This window comes from Bradyrhizobium sp. IC4059 (assembly GCF_020193615.1).
In the GTDB taxonomy this organism is placed as follows: domain Bacteria; phylum Pseudomonadota; class Alphaproteobacteria; order Rhizobiales; family Xanthobacteraceae; genus Bradyrhizobium; species Bradyrhizobium yuanmingense.
The window spans coordinates 481,811-500,978 of record NZ_JADYVH010000006.1 but is presented as its reverse complement, the minus strand read 5'-3'; the positions used below and the strand labels follow the sequence as shown (position 1 = coordinate 500,978).

Below are 19,168 nucleotides of genomic sequence, written 5' to 3'. Positions count from 1 at the left end.
TGTGCGCTTTTGGCAATCTTCGTCGCTGGCTTAGGCGGAGGTCTCCGTCATCGTTACGGCACGACTGGACAGGAGAAAAGGCTCGGCCGTATCGCATTTTCATATCCACCGCCTAAGCTGAAGCGCTGTTAGGTCCGGAACGAACATGTCCCGTTTCGATGAAACTCCGAATTGCCATGATCAGCTGCGGCGATGCTTCACCACCGAGGCGTTCGCATCGATTGACGATGTCCAACTGATCCAATTTGTCCGTTAATTCCCGTTCGTCGAAAGCGACCTCAATACGGCCTTGCGCCGCGAACTGTTTTGCCGTTGCTATCTGATGATCGTTTCGGTGTTCACCCAGGCTCGCACGACGTGGCATGACAATAATTCGTTTTCCGAGCTCAAGGGCGGTGATAATGGAGCCCATGCCTGCATGAGCGATCACCACGCTTGCCGCCTCGACGCAACTTTTGAATCGACTTGGGTCAATGAATCGCTCGGTACGGATGTGCTTGAATGGACAGTTTGATGGCCCGATCTGAGCGAAAACATCGCTCCTTGCGCGTGCACCGGCCCATTCGTCGACCGTTCGGATCAGACGGTCGAATTGCACTTGCGTTCCGACTGTTACGAAAATCATAACGCGAGTCCTTCATAGATACGTTTGACATGCGAACAAGGTGACGCACCGCCACCACACGCGACTTGGCTCCTGACAAATGCGGTCCGGCCATTCGTGGTGGAACTACATACGAGGCGACGTTCACTGCGCATGCGAAGATGTCGAACGCCGGCCAGCCCACAACCGCGCTCGCGAGATCGACCGTGTCGGCCATACCTTGAGTATCGAAGGACCATCGCAACATCCACGCACGCACCGCAGCCCCTTGGAGAGAAATGTATTATTCAATTAAACGGCGTTTAATTATTATTCTATAATACCGCCCGAGCGGTTATTTTCAAGGAGATAATTAAATTAAACTTTTAGATCCATCCCTGTTTTCTCGCGATTTTTGTTCGCGACTTTGAAGCTTTCGGCCCCGCGGTTGACGATATGGAATGAAACAGCGTGCGGCGCTTGCCCTCAACCACCGCGACGCGCCCCGTCAGTTCGATGCAAGTTCCGACACGCGCACCCGACAGCGCGCGCAGCACTCTTCGACAATCGCCTGTAATACCACCCCGAAGGCATACTTCGGCCCTGAAGTGCAGTCAGCTGAGGGATGTTGGACGAAGTATCTGCTAAGGCCTAGTGCTCTCAGGCGGCAGGTGGACAGACAAGCAACACATTGAGCGTTCGGAGATCACGCATCCTGCGAGGGATTTTATTGGTCGGGAAACATCCATCCAGACGATGGGTGTGCGCCCGGCGGCCATGTTCGGGCTGCAGCACCAAGCCTCAAAGGGCGTAGCTCGACTCTCGCGAGCGCGCGCCCTCTCCGGATGAGGACTGATCTACCTGAACCGGCATCTACGCTGAATTACCTAGTACTCCCGGATGCTTTCATCCAGTCCGCGTAGCAATGGATAGAGGAAGTAGGAGATCACGGTGCGCTTGCCGACTTTCAGTTCGGCCGTCACCGCCATACCCGGAATCAGTTGAATGCGTTCAGCCGGCAGCCGAAGGTGCGTGTCCGACAAGTCGACCAGTACGCGGTAATAAGGAGCTGGCGCGCGGCGCGCACCTTCGGCCTTCGTATCCGGGGAGAACGTATCCTGACTGATGACGCGGACTTCTCCCGTTGCAGTTCCATACTTCTGGAAGGGAAACGCTTCGAACTTGATCCGAACCGACTGTCCGAGCGCCACCTGACCGATATCCCGCCCCTCGACGTTGACCTCCGCCTGAAGCGGCACGTCGCGCGGAACCAGAACAAACAACGTTTCGGCCTCGCGAACCACCGAGCCGACTGTCCGGTTCGCGATATCCAGCACTACGGCATCTGCCGGCGCCTGCAGGATGATCAACTGTCGACGAAGCTCGGCCTTCTTCAATTCCTCTGCTGCGCTATTGCGCTTCGGCAGCGTCTCCACCAGTTCCTGATAAGTGGTGCGACGCAACTCCTCGGCGAATACTTTTCGGTCGGCGCGGGCCTTCTCCAGCCGATGGGTACTATCGGCGATACTGCCGCGGACACGCGCCAGATTGCTTTCGACCTCGAGCCGAGCATCGCGAGACAGTAGGAAGTTCAGCCTCGAGCCGACCTCTTTATCCATCAGCGTGGTTCGCATCGCCTCAATCGAACGCATTGTGTCGAGCCGCTGAAGGAGAACCGCCTCTTCATTCTGTGCTGTCTTGAGATTGGCTTGCGCGGAAGCGATCTGTGCGTCGTAGTTCTGGATCTGCGCCTCGTAGGCGGCTCTCTTCTGCAAGAACAACTTGCCTTGCAGGATCTGATCCGCGTTCGTCAGCTCTTTGATGGCATACTCGATTCCGTTCAATTCAGCGCTCAGACGATCGATCGACGCATCGAATCCAGCCACTCTGCCGCGCAGTTGGTCGAAATCCGCCTGCGAAAACGTCGGATCGAGCGTCGCCAGAACGTCGCCGCGGTTGACGCGATCACCGGCCTTGACGTGGATCTCGCGTATGACCGACGTTTCCAACGGCTGCACGACCAGGTTGGGACGCGTCGTGGTAAGTTTTCCCTGCGCCGTGACGATCATCTCCACCTGCGAAACGGAAGCCCAGATGACCACGAAAGCAATTAGTGCAAGTACGCCGTAAAGGGTGAAGCGCGCGAGCCGCGGTGGCGCTTGCTGCTCGAGTTCGGTCGCATCGGACTGGAATTCGGCGATGATCGGCGCTCGCCTCGGCCCTTGCCTGAATAGCCTGCGGCGGCGCTCGACAGATCTGGCCGGAACGAGACCGTTCGGCTTCACATCCGCGCGTGATGGACCTGTCTCCCTCATGCAATCTGCTTCATCTGTTGATTCCACAAATGCCTGTAGATAGTGCATTTCGATAGGAGGTGATCGTGGCGATCCATATCGACGATCCGGCCGCGGTCCATCACCAGGATCTGGCTTGCTTCGGTCAGCATAGACAACCGATGCGAGACGACGATAACGGTACGTCCTGCCGCCAGACGGCGGAGATTGCGCCTGATGATCATTTCGCTTTCGGCATCGAGGGCACTCGTCGCTTCATCGAAAATCAAGATCCTTGGATTGACGATCAGAGCTCTCGCAATCGCGAGCCGCTGCTTCTGCCCGCCGGACAGGTTCGAGGCATCCTCCTCAAGCATGGTGTCGAAGCCACGCGGCAACCGTTCGATGAACTCGTCGGCGCCTGCGAGCTGCGCTGCAGCGACAACCTCGGCAAAGGTGGCATCACGCTTCACGCAGGCGATATTGTCGCGAATCGTCCCGCGAAACAGGAAATTGTCTTGCAGGACGATCCCAAGGTTTCGGCGCAGATGCGCGAGGTCGAGCTCCCTGGAGTCATATCCGTCGATGCGCAGCAGCCCCTGCTGCACCGGATACATGCCCGAAATCAGCCTGGTGAGAGTCGTCTTGCCTGAGCCGCTCCGTCCCACGATTCCGAAGATCGATCCTGGCTCGACGGTGAAGGAGACATCATCAAGCGCCGGCGATCCCTCGGATCCGTAGCGAAAAGAGACACTTTCGAACTCGATTTTGCCGGCAAGGTCGGGCCGCAGCCCATCTTTCCGACCGTCGCGCTCAGGCCTCTGATTCATCACCTCGCCGAGCATTTTCACGGCAAGAGCCACCTCCTGGTATTCGTGCACCATGGTCACGAGCTGGACCAGCGGTCCGGAGACCCTGCCGGCCAGCATATTGAAGGCGACCAACGCGCCGATTGTCATTTCGCCGGCGAAGACATCGAGTGCCCCGACGGAGATGATTCCGAGCGTCATGATCTTCTCGAGAAATCCGGTAAGCGCCTGGGCGCCTGCGGAGATCTTCTCGACACCGAATCGCATGGTCACGGACTGCGCGCAGCGGCTATCCCAAACCCTGCTCTGCGCTGGCTCCATCCCCAGCGATTTCACGGTGCGCATGCCGTGAACTGTTTCGACGAGGAGAGCCTGCCGCGCACCTTCTGCTTGATATAGATCATACAGTCGTCGTCGAAATGGACCCATGAGCAGGCCGACGACGGCGCCGCTCGCGGCGGTGAAGGCCAGGACCATCAAAGTCAATTTGACGCTATAAAGCGCAAGGACCGGCAGGAAGACGAATAGCGAAAGCGCATCGAGGGTCGTCAGAAACAAGCGCCCGGTCAGAAACTCACGGATCCTCGCCGCCTGCTGCATGTGCCTGACCAGGACCCCGGCGGCCATGTGTTCGAAAAACGTGACCGGTAGCCCGAGGAGATGACCGAACGTCTTCGTAGCGACGCGAATGTCGACCCTATTGGTCGCATATAGCAACAAGTAGCGCCGCAGAAAGCCGAATATCGCGTCAAAGACAAGCGCTACGGCCGCTCCTGTCGAGAGTACGTACAGAGTGGTGAAGCTTTCGTGAACCAAAACCTTGTCGATGACGAGCTGGAAAAATATCGGGATGACGAGGCCCAACGCATAGAGCAGGATGGCGGCAATGGCGACATCCCTGAACAGCCGCCATTGAAGAAGCAGTTCCGGCACAAACCACCGGAGGCCGAAACTCCCTCGACCATCCTGTGTCAACTGCTCGCGCTTGATCAGGATCGTGTCACCGGGCCACTGCGCACAGAATCGATCGCGCTCGACAACCAAGACCTCGTGCTTGCGATCGGCGAGCGGGTCGAAGATGCTGACGACCTCGGTGCCATCAGTTCGCCGTCCCGCGCCAAGGACAGCGATCCAGTTGCCATTGGCGAGCCTCGCCAGCGCCGGATAGGCCTCTCCAAGACGAATCAACGCGCCCCAATCCAGCTTCGTGCTCTTCGCGCGCAGGCCTGCATCCTTCGCCATGCGCAGCAGGAGATTCAACGAGAGCGGGTCGGCTACCGCATACGCATGCTTCAAGCGTTCGACCGGCAGATCTATGCCATGGTGACTGGAAACCTTGGACAGGCATTCCAATGCCGTCTGGGTCGACAATCCGGGCGCGGGCGCGTCCGCAACCCGGTCGTTCGCGCCGCCAGCGGCATCGACGTCAGCGGAAATTCGAGGAGACATTCAGAGACCGTGTGTTGGGCGGCAGCGCATCACGTACTCCCGACGCACCGTTGTGCGATTGAGCCGGCTGGTTCCGCCGGACCACGCCCGCATCAACCAGGCCCTGAAGCGCCTTCTGCATCACGTCGACCGAGTTGGCGAAAGATTCGACCGAAAAGATCAGACGCTGAGAAAATACGCGCTTCGGGGCGTTGTTGGCGTCACGCTCTGTCGGTGAAAGACTGACCAGATCGACGCGGACGATGGTTCCGCTGACGGTAATTTCTTCGATACCATCGGTATAAAGTTCGGCGTGCATCTTACGTCTCCTATGCTGTTAGCTGAGGTCTGAATAGAACGTCCACGGCGTAACTCGTCGCGTTGAAACTGCTCGTGGGGAACAAACTGTCGGTCCCGTACGCGTAAACGCCGTTGCCGCCGCTCGACGACGACGACGGAGCCGTTAGCGGTCCATTCGTGAGGGAGCTGGCGAAGAGGTTTGGATCCGCAGAATAGCCTCCCGCACTGTGGTAAGACGCAATATACGTGGTCCCCGCCGCGATCGTCACCGGAGTGCTGAAGTTGACCTGCTGCCAACCACTCGCCGTTTCGTTGGTGAACGTGGCCGTCGCCAGAAGCGGCAACGTGCGTACCCGTGTTGGACGGTCCCTTGTAGAAACGTAGCCCGATGATATCACCTGGGGCGGAGGCCTGGAATTTCATTCCAACCTCGATCGCCTGGCCATCGTTGGCCGATACAACACTCGGCGTGGGATTGGAGCTGAACAGGCTAACGACGTTGGACGATGGGGCATGCACCGTCACGTTGACGGAGGCGCTTGCAGTGCCGCCCCGGCCGTCTGAGATGGAGTAGTCGAAAGAAGTCGGCCCGGTAAAGCCGCTCGCTGACGTAAACGTTACCGAATTGTTCTGGGCGTTGAAGCTGGCGGTCCCATTGGCGGCACCGCTCACGCCAGTGATCGTCAGAGCGTCTCCGTTCGGATCGGTATCGTTGGCAAGCTGCGCCGCCCCGTCGATAGTAAAAGGGACGCCTTGAGTGGCGTGGAAGCCGTTGTCAGCCGTAGCCACCGGTTGCTGGTTGCTGCCGCTGGTTCCGTTGGAGACGACGTCGACCCAGTAATTGCTGGCGTTGTACGTGCTGGTCGGGAACAGATTGCCGGTGCCGTAGGTGTAGACGCCGTTGATGCTCGCAGGAGCCGTGAGCGGACCGCTGGTGCGCGCGGTGGTAAAGTAGTTGGTGGTGGACGCATAATGGCCATTGCTGTGAAAGCTCGCCACGTAGGTCGTGCCAGCCGAGATGGACACGGGATTGTTGAATGTGACGGTCTGCCAGCCACTGCTGCCCTCGTTGGTGAACGTCGCGCTCGCCAGCAGCGTGCCGGTACTGCTCGTTCCCCCGACATTAGTGCTGATTGCTGTCGCAAACCCTTCGGTCAGAGTTGAATTCTCACCCGGCTGAATCTGCCAGACACTCTTCGGCGTACCTGGCTTCTGGTTTTCCAGTACAATGGGATTCGTGGGCGGATCGGAAACAATGGTGCCTCCCTGCCCATCGCTTTCAAACTTCCAATTCAAGTCCATCCCCGAGAACAGCAAGGAGACATTGGCCGCACCGTTGCTGAAATCGACCGTGCTGATATTCGAGCTATTGTCGTAGTGGACGGTCGCCGACATCGACGATGTAAACGGGAGATCCTTCAAGTCGATGAGGTTGCCTGGCGCAAGCGGCGCTCCCGGCGACGAACCGGCGATCAAGCCGTGGAAGTTGGCCGACTGATCGAGGACAAGCGTGCCAGTTTCCGTTTCGAACGACACCGTTATGCCGGAGAACGATCCATTCAAGAACTGGCCGGAAACCGAACCTCCGATCTCCAGGATCGCCTTGTCTGCAATCTCGAAAGATCCAGTGCCGCTGACGTCACCCCTGAACTCCCCGGTCGGAATGCGATTGCCGAGGAACGCTCCAACCTCGACTGTCCCATTGTTCAGCACATCGCCTTCGACGATAAACGGCGAGCCGGCATTCAACGAAAGCGTCGCACCTGCATCGAGGATCAGACTCCCAATATCAACACCGGCCGAGCTCGTGACAACATACGTTCCTGCCGCATCGAGGAAGGCAGCGTCGATGGCGCCTGGGAGCCCGGCGCTCCAGTTCGCTGCGACATTCCAGGCGCCGTCAGTCGGATGGACCCAGTGAGTGGCGCCGGGAGTGGAAGCCGATTGTGATTTCTGCGCTGCTTCGCCCGCCACAGATGAGAACGTTGGCGCCAGGCCATTATGACCGCTCGTCAAAGACGTCGAAGATAGCAGCGCAGGCAATCGCGACCTGGAAGGTGCAGCGAAGAGAGCGGGCATAACGCCGCGCAAGCCCGCCGAGTCGGTCCGATGCGCCTGTTTGAGGAACGCGGCGTCACTCCCTGGAGCGAATGATCCGCTTACTGATCGATCAACAACCCGCGGAGCCCAGAGGCCAAGTGCGTCGAAACCCGCGAAAGCGCTCGCGAACGCCGATTCCTGCCAAAGGGCTGGAATATCCTGCTCCCAAAAAACGTGCCGAGTTCCCCGGCCGAAGGCGGTCGCCTTTTGAATCAGCATGAGCATACCGATTAAATGAATAATCGCCTCTTAATATTTTAATCGCATTTTAAACTACGGTCAATTCAATGCATATAATTTAAGCCGGCCTCGATATCGGCCGAGTGGTGCTAACGCGAGGCAAACTGCGGCAGTCGCGTGATTTCGCTCAGATATTTGCCGTAGCCGCTCTTCTCCAATGGTTGAGCCAACGCTAGGAGTTGATCGCGATCAATGAAGCCAAGTCTGAACGCGATCTCCTCGAGGCACGCAATCTTCATTCCCTGGCGCTTCTCCAGGGTCTGGACGAACGTCCCCGCGTCGATGAGAGATTCGACCGTGCCGGTATCCAACCACGCAAATCCCCGCCCCATGCGTTCAACGTGGAGCGCATTGGCCGAAAGGTAACGCATCTGAAGATCGGTAATCTCGAGCTCGCCGCGCGCCGATGGCTCGACACGGCGAGCGTAGCGGACGACGCGGTTGTCGAAAAAATACAGCCCCGTGATTGCCCAGTTCGAAGCCGGCCGTTTGGGTTTCTCTTCGATCGATACGGGGCGGTCCGCTTCATCAAACGCGACCACGCCGTATCGTTCTGGGTCTCGCACGTGATAGGCAAAGACGGTTGCGCCTTCCGAGCGACCTGCCGCCCTGGCAAGCAACTCGCTCAGGCCATCGCCGAAGAAAATATTATCCCCAAGCACCATCGCTACGCGATCGCTTCCGATGAAATCGGCTCCGACAATGAACGCGTCTGCCAGACCAGCGGGGCGGGTTTGTTCAGCATAGCTAAGCTTGATCCCCCATTGACTGCCGTCGCCTAGCAATCCCTCGAACTGACACCGATCCGAAGGCGTGGTGATGATCAGAATTTCGCGGATCCCTGCCAGCATCATCGTCGACAGGGGATAGTAGATCATGGGCTTGTCATAGATCGGAAGCAACTGCTTGCTGACCACTCGTGTGATCGGATAGAGGCGCGTTCCGCTGCCGCCAGCCAGCACGATTCCCTTCAGCATCGGTTTCTCCTTCTCCGACCAGCTGGTCCAGACAAGCTTGGAGTGAATGGCGCCAAGGCGCCAGGCGAATCCCGAACACGCGTTCGGCCTTGGATGAGTCCAGGCGCGAGTTCCGAGGCCGACGCGCAGCGGTCGGAAACTCCTCAGTCGTGATCGCCTCGAGCGCCCGAATCCGCGCTCCACGACGGGAACACTCGTGGAAGATTGCCTGCGCAAAATCGTGCCAGCTTGCCTCGCCTTGGCCGCCGAGATGAAAGATCCCGGCCGTGGCCCTGCGGTCTTCCGTTGCTGACTGTTGTGCGATCCGGAGGACGGCTTCCGCGAGGTCGAACGCGTAAGTCGGGTTACCATGTTGGTCGCTGACAACCCTCACGACCTGCTGCGTCTCGCATAGCCGCAGCATCGTTCGGACGAAGTTGCTGCCATAGGGACTGTACAGCCAGGAGCATCTGATCACGGTCGCGAGCGGGTGCGCTGCCAATACAGCAGCCTCCCCGGCAAGCTTGGATGCGCCGTAGACGTTCAACGGCGCTGGAATGTCGCTTTCATCGTACGCATCGGGTTTAGCACCGTCGAATACATAGTCGGTCGAGATATGGATGAGCGGAATGTTCATTTGCCACGCGACATCCGCCAGCGCGGCCGCGCCATCGCGATTGATGCTGAAGGCCCTCGCCGCTTCAGATTCGGCCTGATCTACCGCCGTATAGGCGGCCGTGTTGATGATCGCAGACGGCCCGATCGACGCAATGAGCTTGTCGATACCTTCCCGATTCTCTAAATCGAGTTCTGGGCGCCCGAGAGCTACCGCAGGCAAACCGCGCGTTGTGGCAAGATCACGAAGGCACATTGCCAGCTGACCATTCCGTCCGGCAAAGAGGATTGGTCGATCTGTCATCTCCACCTCAGTTTTGGGCGGCCAGGAGACCCAGACGCGAGCCGTCATAAACGCCGCTGCGAGCACGCTCCCACCAGGCGCGGTTCTTGAGATACCATCCGACGGTTTCGAACAGGCCGTGTTCGAAGGTTCTGATCGGTTTCCAGCCGAGCTCGCGATGTGCTTTCGATGCGTCTATTGCATAGCGGGCATCATGCCCGGGACGATCCGGCACGAACGTAATGAGAGAACGTCTGCACCCCGCGCCCGGAGATAAGCGATCCACAACGTCGCAGATCCGGGTGACGACCTCCAGGTTGGATCGCTGGGCATCTCCGCCGAAATTGTACTTCTCGCCGGGCCTTCCTTCGTGCAAAAGTCGTATCAAGCCCGCAGCATGATCATCGACGTGAAGCCAGTCGCGGATATTCCTTCCGTCGCCATAGACCGGCAGAGGCTTCCGGTCGATCGCATTGAGAATCGTCAGCGGGATGAGCTTTTCCGGAAACTGATAGGGCCCGTAATTGTTCGAGCAGTTCGACACGATCACCGGCAGGCCGTAGGTCCGAAACCACGCGAGTGCGAGGTGGTCCGCGGCGGCCTTGCTCGCCGAATAGGGCGAGCTCGGCCTGTAGGGCGCATCCTCGCGAAATAGATCATCTGGTCCCAACGAGCCGTAGACTTCGTCTGTCGACACATGGATGAATCGGAAGTGCTTCCGCCTCGAAGCCGGTAGACGTTCGTAGTAGGCTCGGGCCGTCTCCAAGAGCGTGTAGGTGCCAACCACATTGGTATTGACGAAGGCGTCAGGTCCGTTGATGGAGCGGTCGACGTGGCTTTCGGCGGCCAGATGTATGATCGCGTCAGGCTCATAGTCGGCGAACGCAAGATCCATGGCCGCGCGATGGCAGATGTCGGATTGCAGGAACGCATAAGTCTCCAGCCTCTCGATGCTCGCGAGCGAAGCCAGATTGGCTGCATACGTCAACTTGTCTATGTTGATCACTGCGGCACCAGTCTGTAGCACCAAACGGCGACAGACCGCAGAACCGATAAAGCCCGCTCCGCCGGTCACCAAGATACGCATTCTACTCGTCTCCACTAGTCGAAAACGCAACCGAGCTGGCTGAGCGTAGGAAGAGTCTGATCCTTTGGCGACACGTGGGCTTCTGAGGGCGTCACGGGCCACTCGATTGCTAATGTTGAATCAGCCCAGTAAACGCCGCCGTCATGACTTGGGGCATAGACCTGGTCGACTTTGTATAAGACGACGGTTTTGGGCTGCAGCGTACAGAAGCCGTGCGCGAACCCCTTCGGGATGAACACCTGCTCGCCGGTTTCACTATCCAGCTGTATCGCGATGTGCTTGCCGAAGCTGGGCGATGAACGCCGGAGGTCAACTGCAATATCAAGAATCGCCCCGCTCAACACCCGTATCAACTTCGCCTGGGCGAAGGGCGGCCGCTGGAAGTGCAGGCCGCGCACCGTGCCGATCCGATCCGAGCTGGACTGATTGTCTTGAACAAAGTCATGGAGAATTCCCTTCTCTGCAAACGCTGATCGCTGGAAGGTCTCAGAGAAGTAACCGCGGGCGTCGGAAAACCGATCTGTGCGAATGATTTTGACATCAGGGATCGCCAAGGACCGCAGCTCCAACATTGGGTACCCTTCTGTCCGCTCTCAATTCGATGAGGCGGACCATAATCTCCGTCGAGATTAATCTTTCACGCTCACAAAACCACGAAACGGTCCCACGATTTCGGCGAAAGCCGTTAGATCAGCCTGCAAGTCACGGAAATCGCAGGGCATTAGCAAACGCCCTTTGAGCAAAACCGCCACACCTGCATTTTTCATCTCCGCTTCGATTAATATATTGTCTATTTAATTTGGCAAGCAGGTTTTTATAAGGTATATAATTTCATACCATCTCGCAGATCGCTTTAAATGCCGCCTGCGGGCGGGCGGGCGCAATGTGACCAATCGTCGGACAGGTACGTGATGCTTCAGAACAATCTTCAACATGCGGATAGAATGCGGCTGCCGGTGAACGGACCGGCTCAACCCGCCCAGGCGGACGGTGGAGGGATCACCGACGTCATCAATTTCGGCATCGGGCTTCTACGGCGTCAGTATCTCGTAATCCTTGTTACCGCCGTACTCGCCACTGCGGCCAGCTTGCTCTATCTCCGTTTGGCTTCCCCAACCTATACGGCGCAGGTTCAGATCCTGTTGGCCAATCCCAGGCCTCAATTTGTCCAGCAGCAATCACTCCTCGCCGAGCCGGCCTTCGATCTCAGTCAAATCGAGACACAGCTTCAGCTCCTGAGATCAAAGGCCAATGCGGTTGCAGTAATTGACAAGTTGAAACTGGGCGAGGATCCGGACTTTAGTGCATCCGGCCTCTCTTTGCAGGCGCTCTGGCAACGAATTTGGCCATGGCCCTCGACTAGATCGAAGAAGGATGCGCCACCCGAGACGAATGGCGAACCATCGGACACTCTCGTAGACGCATTTCTCAGTCGGCTTTCCGCTGGACGTGTCGGGTACAGCCGGGTCATTGAGATCAGCTACAGCTCGAGCAACGCAGCTCGGGCCGCGGAGATCGTAAATGCGATAGCCGACACTTATGTTGCAGACCAGCTCAATGCAAAATTTGACGCTAATCGCAAGGCAACCAGTTGGCTGCAGGAGAGGCTACGTGATTTGGGCGACCAAGCCCTCGCCGCGCAACGTGCTGTCGACGTCTACAAGGCTCAGCACAACATTGTTTCTCTGGGTGGAAAGCCCATCGACGAGCAGCAGATCACGGAGATCAACAATCGATTGGCCGCCGCACGGGCTCAGACATCTGAAGCCACCGCCAAGTTGGCTCGCTATGAAACTCTCCTTGCCGTCGACCCGAAAAAACCATCCTCGATAGACAATCTGGATGCTATCGGGACGGATGCGCTGAACAGCCAGATTATTACCGGGCTGCGCCAGCAATATCTGGAGCTCACAAGACGTGAGGCCGAGTTGGCCGCGAGGGTCGGTCGTGACCACTTGGCAGTCGTCAATATCCGGAACCGCGCGCGAGAGTTCCGGGCCTCCATTTTTGACGAGGTCAAGAGACTTGCCGAGGTCAGCCGAAGCGAATTCGAACTGGCCAAACAGCGCCAGGACGAAATCGAAAAGCAATTATCCAAAGCCGTTTCGCAATCCCGTTCGGTGAATTCTGCTGAGCTGACCATCAAGGACTTGGAAAGCAAGGCAAAGGGCCTGCATAGCTTGTACGAGACCTTCCTTCAGCGCTACATGGGCTCTACACAGCAGGAGACGTTTCCCACCTCGGATACGCGGGTACTTTTTCCGGCTTCGCCGCCGGCGAGCAAGAGCAAGCCGAAAGCAAGGTTGATCCTGGCGTTTGGCATTCTCGGCGGTCTCGCGCTGGGCATCGGCTTGGCGCTCCTCAGAGACCTCATGGACCGTGTCTTTCGGACCTCTTCACAGGTGGAAACCGTACTGGAGTTGCCTTGTCTATCTTTGGTCCCGTTGTTGCCGGCCCGCAAATCTTCCAAACCACCAATCCGCCTTCAGAAGACCGATGATGATGTTCAGCAACGGATAGCCTCGTCTCCAACTGCAATTCATCAGACCGTGGTGGGGATGCCACTATCTCGATATACGGAGGCCATTCGTTCCATCAAGCTAGCGATCGACCACAACCCGGCGAAAATCTCTTCCCAGGTCGTCGGCATTACCTCTGCGTTACCGAATGAGGGCAAGACCACGATTGCAGCCTCGCTCGCACAGTTGATCGGGCACACCGGCAAAAGAGCTATCATCGTCGATTGCGACCTCAGGAATCCCTCACTAACCGGCATCTTCGCGCCCAAGGCGGCCTGCGGGATCATCGAAGTTGCAAACGGTAGCCGGTCGCTCGCCGAAGCTGTCTGGAGGGACCCGACGACCAATCTTGCATTTCTGCCCGCCGTGCGTCGCGGACCTTTGCTCCACACCAGCGAAATTCTTTGCGCGGACTCGATAAGCAAACTCTTCGACCGTTTACGGGCCGAGTATGACTACATCATCGTCGACCTTCCGCCCCTGACGCCCTTGGTGGATGTTCGAGCCACTTCATCCCTGATTGACTGCTACATTCTCGTTGTTGAATGGGGCCGGACCAAGATTGATGTCGTGCAACACGCACTGCACACGGCACCAAACGTTCACGAATCTCTGATTGGGGCAGTTCTCAGCAAGACCGATACCAAGGCGATGGCTCGATATGACGGTCATCGAAGCTACTATTACCATGATAGCCATTACATCCGTTATGGTCTTTCTGGCTCTTGAGGCTGGCTCATAGCGGCCTGCCCCTTTAGCTGGCCTGAGGGACCAGCGGAGTGACCGCACAACACCACGGGTGTTCACATGATGGTCCGGCTTGTCATATTGGCCGAGTTGGTGGCGATTGCCGCGGCGTTTGCAATGCCAGAAAGCCTGCAGGCCTGGGTATTGATATCTGTGATACTCGCAACAGCGGCGCTAACGGTCGCGATCTTTCTACCTCCCTCCTCCCTCGGGCTTGCTAAACTGCTCCGCCCTAGTCTCGTCGTTGTACTCGCGGCTCCGGCGCTCTGGATGGCTTTGCAAGCGGTGCCGATGCCGATTGGCAAACTCGGCAATCCCATTTGGGCTACTGCATCGGCGACCTTAAACGAGCCCCTTGCCGAAAAAATCACAGTCGACACCACGGCGACCATGTTCTCGCTCGTGCAGTATTGCGCCGTGCTTGCTGCAGCTCTCACTGCAGCAGTCATCGCGCTTGACCGACATCGCGCAGCGCTACTGCTACATATTCTGCTGTCGATAGCTGCAATCGTTACCGCCTTGTGGTTCGGCAGGGAAATAACCGGTGTGGCTGGGCCCGATGGCTCAACCGTCGCGGTGCTCGGTATGTTGCTCTCCTGCGCAACGGCCATTCGTGCGGTCGATCAAATACTCCGACGCAGTCGGCCAGGAACAATTGCGCTAGGCCCTCTCCCTGCGTTGTCCGTCGCGACCATCGCATTGATTGTCTGTATGGCGGCGCTGCTCATTCGGGGCAACTCGACTGCACTCGTCTCGGCCCTCCTCGGCTCAGAAATCTTGCTCTCGGTGTTCGCGGTTCGCAGGTGGTTCCCGGGATTGTGGGGTACCGCTGGCGTCCTTGCGACTGCCACAATTGTCTTCATTGCCACGGCTACGGTCATTCCCTTCAGAACGAACACCGATCTGACGATCGTCCTGTCAACGAGCAGTCAGGCCGCAACAGAACGGATGCTGCAGGACGTCGCGCCGGCAGGATCCGGTGCGGGTGCTTCGACGGTACTTTTGCCGATTTACCAGGACGCTGGAGTTGGCGATACGCCGGAAAGGCCAACCGCCGCCGCCACGATCGTCATAGACATGGGGTGGGCTTTTCTCTGCGCGGTCGTGGTTGCTGCCTTGCTCTGCGCTTCTGTGCTGATCAGATGTGCTCTGTCGCGTGCTTACGATTACGTCTTCCCAGCGCTGGGCGCCGGTGCATTGATTGCAGTGACGATACTGGCGTTCTCCGATCATGGAATTCTGAGTTTAGGAGCATCGCTTCTGGTCGCTGCGCTTTTTGGGCTGGCGTTCGGTCAAAGCCTCTCCGACGCGGGACGTGACGCCATATCTTCTGAGCCGAAAGCGACGTCTGACCAAATTGCAGTTCAAGCACCTGCGCCTCGCCGAACGTTGACCCCAACGCTAGTCGCCATTTGGCCCCGCGTTAGCCTGATGGTACTTGGTATTGTGCTGATCGTGGAGGCAGCGTGGATGGCCCTTCCTGAGCGGTATCTCGGTGCAAGATCGTCTTTGCCGGCAGTTCTGCCGACTGCAGCAGCAGGGCCGAGCGCGATGTCGAAGACGATTTCCCTTGCGGCAGCGCGCAAAGATTTATTGATCCGAGGGGGATCAACATTCAACCGGGATTCAGCTCTGGCTGCCGACGAACAAAGGACAGCTCCTCCCATGACTTCGGACGAGTTTGCCCGTGCATTGCGCTCTTCGCCACTCCGCGGCGACATTTGGCTCTTGCTCGCGGCGACGTCGAAGCACAGTTCGCCCCAGCCCAACACGGCAGCGATGCTCAGAATGTCATACTATACTGCGCCGAATGATTTGGACCTGCTTCCGTTGCGCGTATCGGTCGCACTCGCCGCAGATGTCATGGTGCGGGAGCCCGACCTGCGGGAATTGATCAAACGGGACGTCAGCCTCGTCGTTAGGCATCGCCCTGCCCTCAAGCCAGCCCTTGTGACCGCGTACCGGTCAGCCTCGGCTGATGGTAAGATGTATTTCGAAGGCCTGATTTCGGAACTCGATCCGACGTTCCTCGACCAGGTGCACGCGCAGAGTTCCAAAAGGGGTTCTCGATAACCTCAAGAGCCGCGCCTTCAGCCCAAGCCACGATCGCAGATCGGCGACAAAGGGGCGCACGCCATTAAATGCGCGGAACATGGGTTTTTGCTTGATAAGCGCGATTAATTAATAAATAATTAAATATTAAATCGCAGAGCCCCCGGCACATGAATTTCGTGAACCGATATTTCCCCAATCGGGAGGTTACGGATCGCCTCAGTCCCGAACCGACGGTATCCCGCGAGCCCAAATGGCCCCTCCGTTATGACGCGGTCGAGCACGTGGTGCTCGGTGCTGATGTTGCGACTATTCTGTTGGCCAGTCTCGTCTCTACATTGCTTTACCAAGCTCAGTATGGGGAAGCCGCGGCTAACTTGGCCAACGCCCTTGGCTTGGCGCTGGTTAGCGCAGCTTGTCTCGTTTGCCTGCTGAAGACCTACGGCCTTTATCAGCCGGTTGAGCTCCTCGTCCTCCGAAACCAGATGCGCGCGGTCTGTTTAGCTTGGATGTCTTCAGTACTTTTCATCTTGGCGGTGTACGGCTTCGCAATTCGCCCGGAGACCTCTCAGCACCCAGGCCTGCTCTTCGCCGTCTTGGGCCTGAGCTTACTTTTGGGCGAACGGTGGGGAGTCAAGGCGCTTCTCGGAAGGGCCCTGAGCGGCAGGAGGTTCGCCACTACAAACATTGTTCTGATCAGCGATCAACTATTGGCGAAGAATGTGGGATTGTCCGAGACCTTGTCGATGCACGGGTATCTCGTCAAGAAACGGTTCAGCTTGCCTCCGTTAGGCTTTGGTCCTGCCTGCCGAAGGCGGCTCACGACGCGCGTCATCGACTACATCCGCACCTGCCATCTTGATCAGGTGGTGGTGGAAGCTGAACCGGAGCGATGGCCCGAACTGCGAGCCTTTGTTGCCGATCTGCGCGTTTTGCCCTTCCCGATTATATTCGTGCCTGTTGGCACGACATCCGAATTGCTGCGGCACCCCAAGCGGAGTCTTGGAAGCGCCGTTTGTGTAGAGCTCCAGCGTGGCCCCCTCACACCGCTGGAGTGCGCGATCAAGCGGACGATTGACGTTATCGGTGCGGGCCTCGCATTGGCGATGCTCGCCCCGCTGCTTGCGCTCACCGCGGTGGCGATCAAGCTAGATTCCCCGGGCCCTGTATTCTTTCGGCAGCAACGCTGTGGCTTTAACGGCCGAATCTTCTTGATCCGTAAATTCCGGACCATGCGTGTGCTCGAGGACGGGCCCGTAATCCTTCAGGCCAACCGCGCCGATCGACGCGTTACCCGCGTCGGCAAATGGCTGCGCCGCTTGAGCTTCGATGAATTGCCGCAACTGCTAAACGTTCTCGATGGCAGCATGTCGCTCGTGGGCCCGCGTCCTCACGCCGTGGCTCACGACAGTGAATTTGACAAGCTTGTGCGAAACTACGCGCTTCGGCACCGGGTCAGGCCAGGATTGACTGGCTGGGCTCAAGTCCATGGCTGCCGGGGCGCCACTCCCACAGCAGTCATGGTCGAAACACGTGTCCAATATGATCTCTGGTACATCGACAACTGGAGTCTTGGGTTGGATCTCGCAATCCTCCTGCGAACTCCGGTAGAGGTCTTGCGAGGGCGCAATGCCTACTAGAGCACAGATCATGCGAGTAGCGCCTCTTATTGGCCCTTACACTCCTGCCAATTGCCGATTAGTCACGCACGCTGGCGAAGCTTCGGACTTGCTTCGCCAATGCGAAACTCTTCAATTCTCCGGCCAGACTTCATTGCGGCAACCAACCAGCGCGGCCGCTTACCACGTCCCGACCAGGTCTCGGCCGTCTGCGGATTCCGATATTTCGGCAGCACCCTAGGATATTTGCGTCTCGGCTTGCCGGTCGAAGACACGCCTGCCGGGCTCGAATCCGCCAAAACAGCCATCCCGCCCCCAAGTGCCGCTAAGCGCTTTTCCAGCTCGTTCTTTTCCGCCTTGATCCGGTCAGACAGGATCCCGCTGATTTCCTCATGAAGCGACCAGAGATCGTCAAGGGACATCGCTTCTAACTCAAGTTTCTTAGCCGCCATGATCTCACCGTGTAGTTGCGCCCAACCCAATATTGCCTCTGTCGATATATTAATCAAGACAGAGAGCCCCGATTATCCCAGAAGAATGTTTGGAACCGAACTGGAACTGGCGCTCCAGATAACTGGGTCCACGTTAATAATCAAGCCGAGAAAATGAGCGATCCGCACAATTCAACCGCGGACAGGACATACGCACATCTATTTGCTTAATCACCGCGCGGGAACTGCTCAAGCCCCATCAGAGATGGCAATGAGCCGATCCCGTCAGGGACCTGCCACGCCGCAGCATTAGATGCTGACGCGCCGGACTGCTTTTGTTAAGCCTCGGCTGGCCTACCGCCTTGCGGCCTCTCCAGAGACGCAAACGGCAGCTAATAATCCCAATATCCTTCAGCGCGCGCCGTCTGAGCTCGATTTGGAAGCTCAGGGCCCGGATATCGGACAACACCGTCGACGGAGCCGCAAACCGGCCGACTGAATCCTGAAGACGTTCAAGAGGATACTCTATCAAACCATGCCTTCTACGCATCTTCGCAAGATTCTTTGCCACCGAGATCAATTAATAAAATAATCGTCGCAATAATTATTAAATAATATATAATAGATTTATTGTATGGTCAATTTGAGCACTGATTTGGTCAAACATTCATTCGTCACTCGGACGAAGAATGGCTGGATGACGACGGGTCAGTCGAGAGATGCTAATGCGAAGGCAAGATCTCGAAGCCATGGATTTTGAGGAACTTTGGCTCCTTCACGAGGAGCTGACAAAGATTCTCGCCGAAAAGATCACCGCCGAAAAGCGAGAGCTAGAAAAGCGTCTTGCGCAGCTCAACCAGCCGGATCAACTCGGCGGAGCTGAAAGCGGGGCGACTGAGGCGGGAACGGGCCAGCCGCCCCGTCGCAAATACCCGAAGGTCGTGCCGAAATACTTCAATCCGCTTCAGCCAACAGAGACTTGGTCCGGACGTGGTAAGCAGCCCCGCTGGCTCGTTGCCGCCCTGCAATCGGGCCATACGCTCGAGGAGTTCAAGATCCCCGAGAACGGTGAATCGTCCGAACGGAATGCTGGTGGTCGAGAGCATTCCTAGATGCGCGAAAGTCG

The 19,168-nt window shown here is 57.6% G+C and carries 13 protein-coding genes and 1 pseudogene; 4 read left to right on the top strand and 10 right to left on the bottom strand.

Features of this window, described 5'->3' with window-relative positions; translation table 11 throughout:
• Positions 1-112: 112 nt before the first annotated feature.
• From I6F12_RS21765 to rfbC, 9 genes and pseudogenes are all read right to left on the bottom strand, one after another.
• Positions 113-625 carry a glycosyltransferase gene (locus I6F12_RS21765; RefSeq protein ID WP_225157183.1) on the bottom strand — a complete coding sequence of 171 codons (513 nt, stop codon included), beginning with the start codon at positions 623-625 and terminating at the stop codon, positions 113-115.
• A gap of 845 nt (positions 626-1,470) precedes the next feature.
• A complete protein-coding gene (locus I6F12_RS21760) occupies positions 1,471-2,898 on the bottom strand; it encodes an HlyD family type I secretion periplasmic adaptor subunit (RefSeq protein WP_225132532.1) in 1,428 nt (475 codons plus the stop codon).
• On the bottom strand, positions 2,895-5,114 hold the full coding sequence (locus I6F12_RS21755; RefSeq protein WP_225157182.1) for a peptidase domain-containing ABC transporter: 2,220 nt from the start codon (positions 5,112-5,114) through the stop codon (positions 2,895-2,897). The genes I6F12_RS21760 and I6F12_RS21755 overlap by 4 nt, the downstream gene beginning before the upstream one ends.
• Complete coding sequence (locus I6F12_RS21750) at positions 5,092-5,412, bottom strand: hypothetical protein (protein ID WP_225132534.1); 321 nt, start codon at positions 5,410-5,412, stop codon at positions 5,092-5,094. The genes I6F12_RS21755 and I6F12_RS21750 overlap by 23 nt, the downstream gene beginning before the upstream one ends.
• 10 nt (positions 5,413-5,422) lie before the next feature.
• Positions 5,423-6,695 (bottom strand): annotated as a pseudogene (locus I6F12_RS21745) (DUF4082 domain-containing protein).
• Between the two features lie 1,127 nt (positions 6,696-7,822).
• Positions 7,823-8,710, bottom strand: coding sequence for a glucose-1-phosphate thymidylyltransferase RfbA (gene rfbA / locus I6F12_RS21740; protein WP_225157181.1), 888 nt, complete (start codon positions 8,708-8,710; stop codon positions 7,823-7,825).
• Positions 8,619-9,608, bottom strand: a complete 990-nt coding sequence (gene rfbD / locus I6F12_RS21735; protein ID WP_225132536.1) for a dTDP-4-dehydrorhamnose reductase — start codon at positions 9,606-9,608, stop codon at positions 8,619-8,621. The genes rfbA and rfbD overlap by 92 nt, the downstream gene beginning before the upstream one ends.
• A gap of 7 nt (positions 9,609-9,615) precedes the next feature.
• Positions 9,616-10,674: a dTDP-glucose 4,6-dehydratase gene (gene rfbB, locus I6F12_RS21730; protein WP_225132537.1), complete on the bottom strand. Its 1,059-nt coding sequence runs from the start codon at positions 10,672-10,674 to the stop codon at positions 9,616-9,618.
• A 14-nt stretch (positions 10,675-10,688) separates the two neighbouring features.
• Positions 10,689-11,246 carry a dTDP-4-dehydrorhamnose 3,5-epimerase gene (gene rfbC, locus I6F12_RS21725; protein ID WP_225132538.1) on the bottom strand — a complete coding sequence of 186 codons (558 nt, stop codon included), beginning with the start codon at positions 11,244-11,246 and terminating at the stop codon, positions 10,689-10,691.
• A 339-nt stretch (positions 11,247-11,585) separates the two neighbouring features.
• Between rfbC and I6F12_RS21720 the strand changes: the two genes are divergently transcribed.
• The 3 genes from I6F12_RS21720 (at position 11,586) to I6F12_RS21710 (ending at position 17,632) form a co-directional block, all read left to right on the top strand.
• Positions 11,586-13,922, top strand: coding sequence for an AAA family ATPase (locus I6F12_RS21720; RefSeq protein ID WP_225157199.1), 2,337 nt, complete (start codon positions 11,586-11,588; stop codon positions 13,920-13,922).
• Between the two features lie 78 nt (positions 13,923-14,000).
• The gene (locus I6F12_RS21715; protein ID WP_225157180.1) at positions 14,001-16,013 is read left to right on the top strand and encodes a hypothetical protein; all 2,013 of its coding nucleotides are present in this window, start codon (positions 14,001-14,003) and stop codon (positions 16,011-16,013) included.
• A 149-nt stretch (positions 16,014-16,162) separates the two neighbouring features.
• Positions 16,163-17,632: an exopolysaccharide biosynthesis polyprenyl glycosylphosphotransferase gene (locus I6F12_RS21710; protein ID WP_225144582.1), complete on the top strand. Its 1,470-nt coding sequence runs from the start codon at positions 16,163-16,165 to the stop codon at positions 17,630-17,632.
• A gap of 62 nt (positions 17,633-17,694) precedes the next feature.
• Here I6F12_RS21710 and I6F12_RS21705 read toward each other — a convergent pair whose 3' ends face one another.
• Positions 17,695-18,063, bottom strand: coding sequence for an H-NS histone family protein (locus I6F12_RS21705; protein WP_225144581.1), 369 nt, complete (start codon positions 18,061-18,063; stop codon positions 17,695-17,697).
• A 704-nt stretch (positions 18,064-18,767) separates the two neighbouring features.
• Here I6F12_RS21705 and I6F12_RS21700 point away from each other — a divergent pair.
• Complete coding sequence (locus I6F12_RS21700) at positions 18,768-19,154, top strand: H-NS histone family protein (RefSeq protein ID WP_081493007.1); 387 nt, start codon at positions 18,768-18,770, stop codon at positions 19,152-19,154.
• Positions 19,155-19,168: the final 14 nt, after the last annotated feature.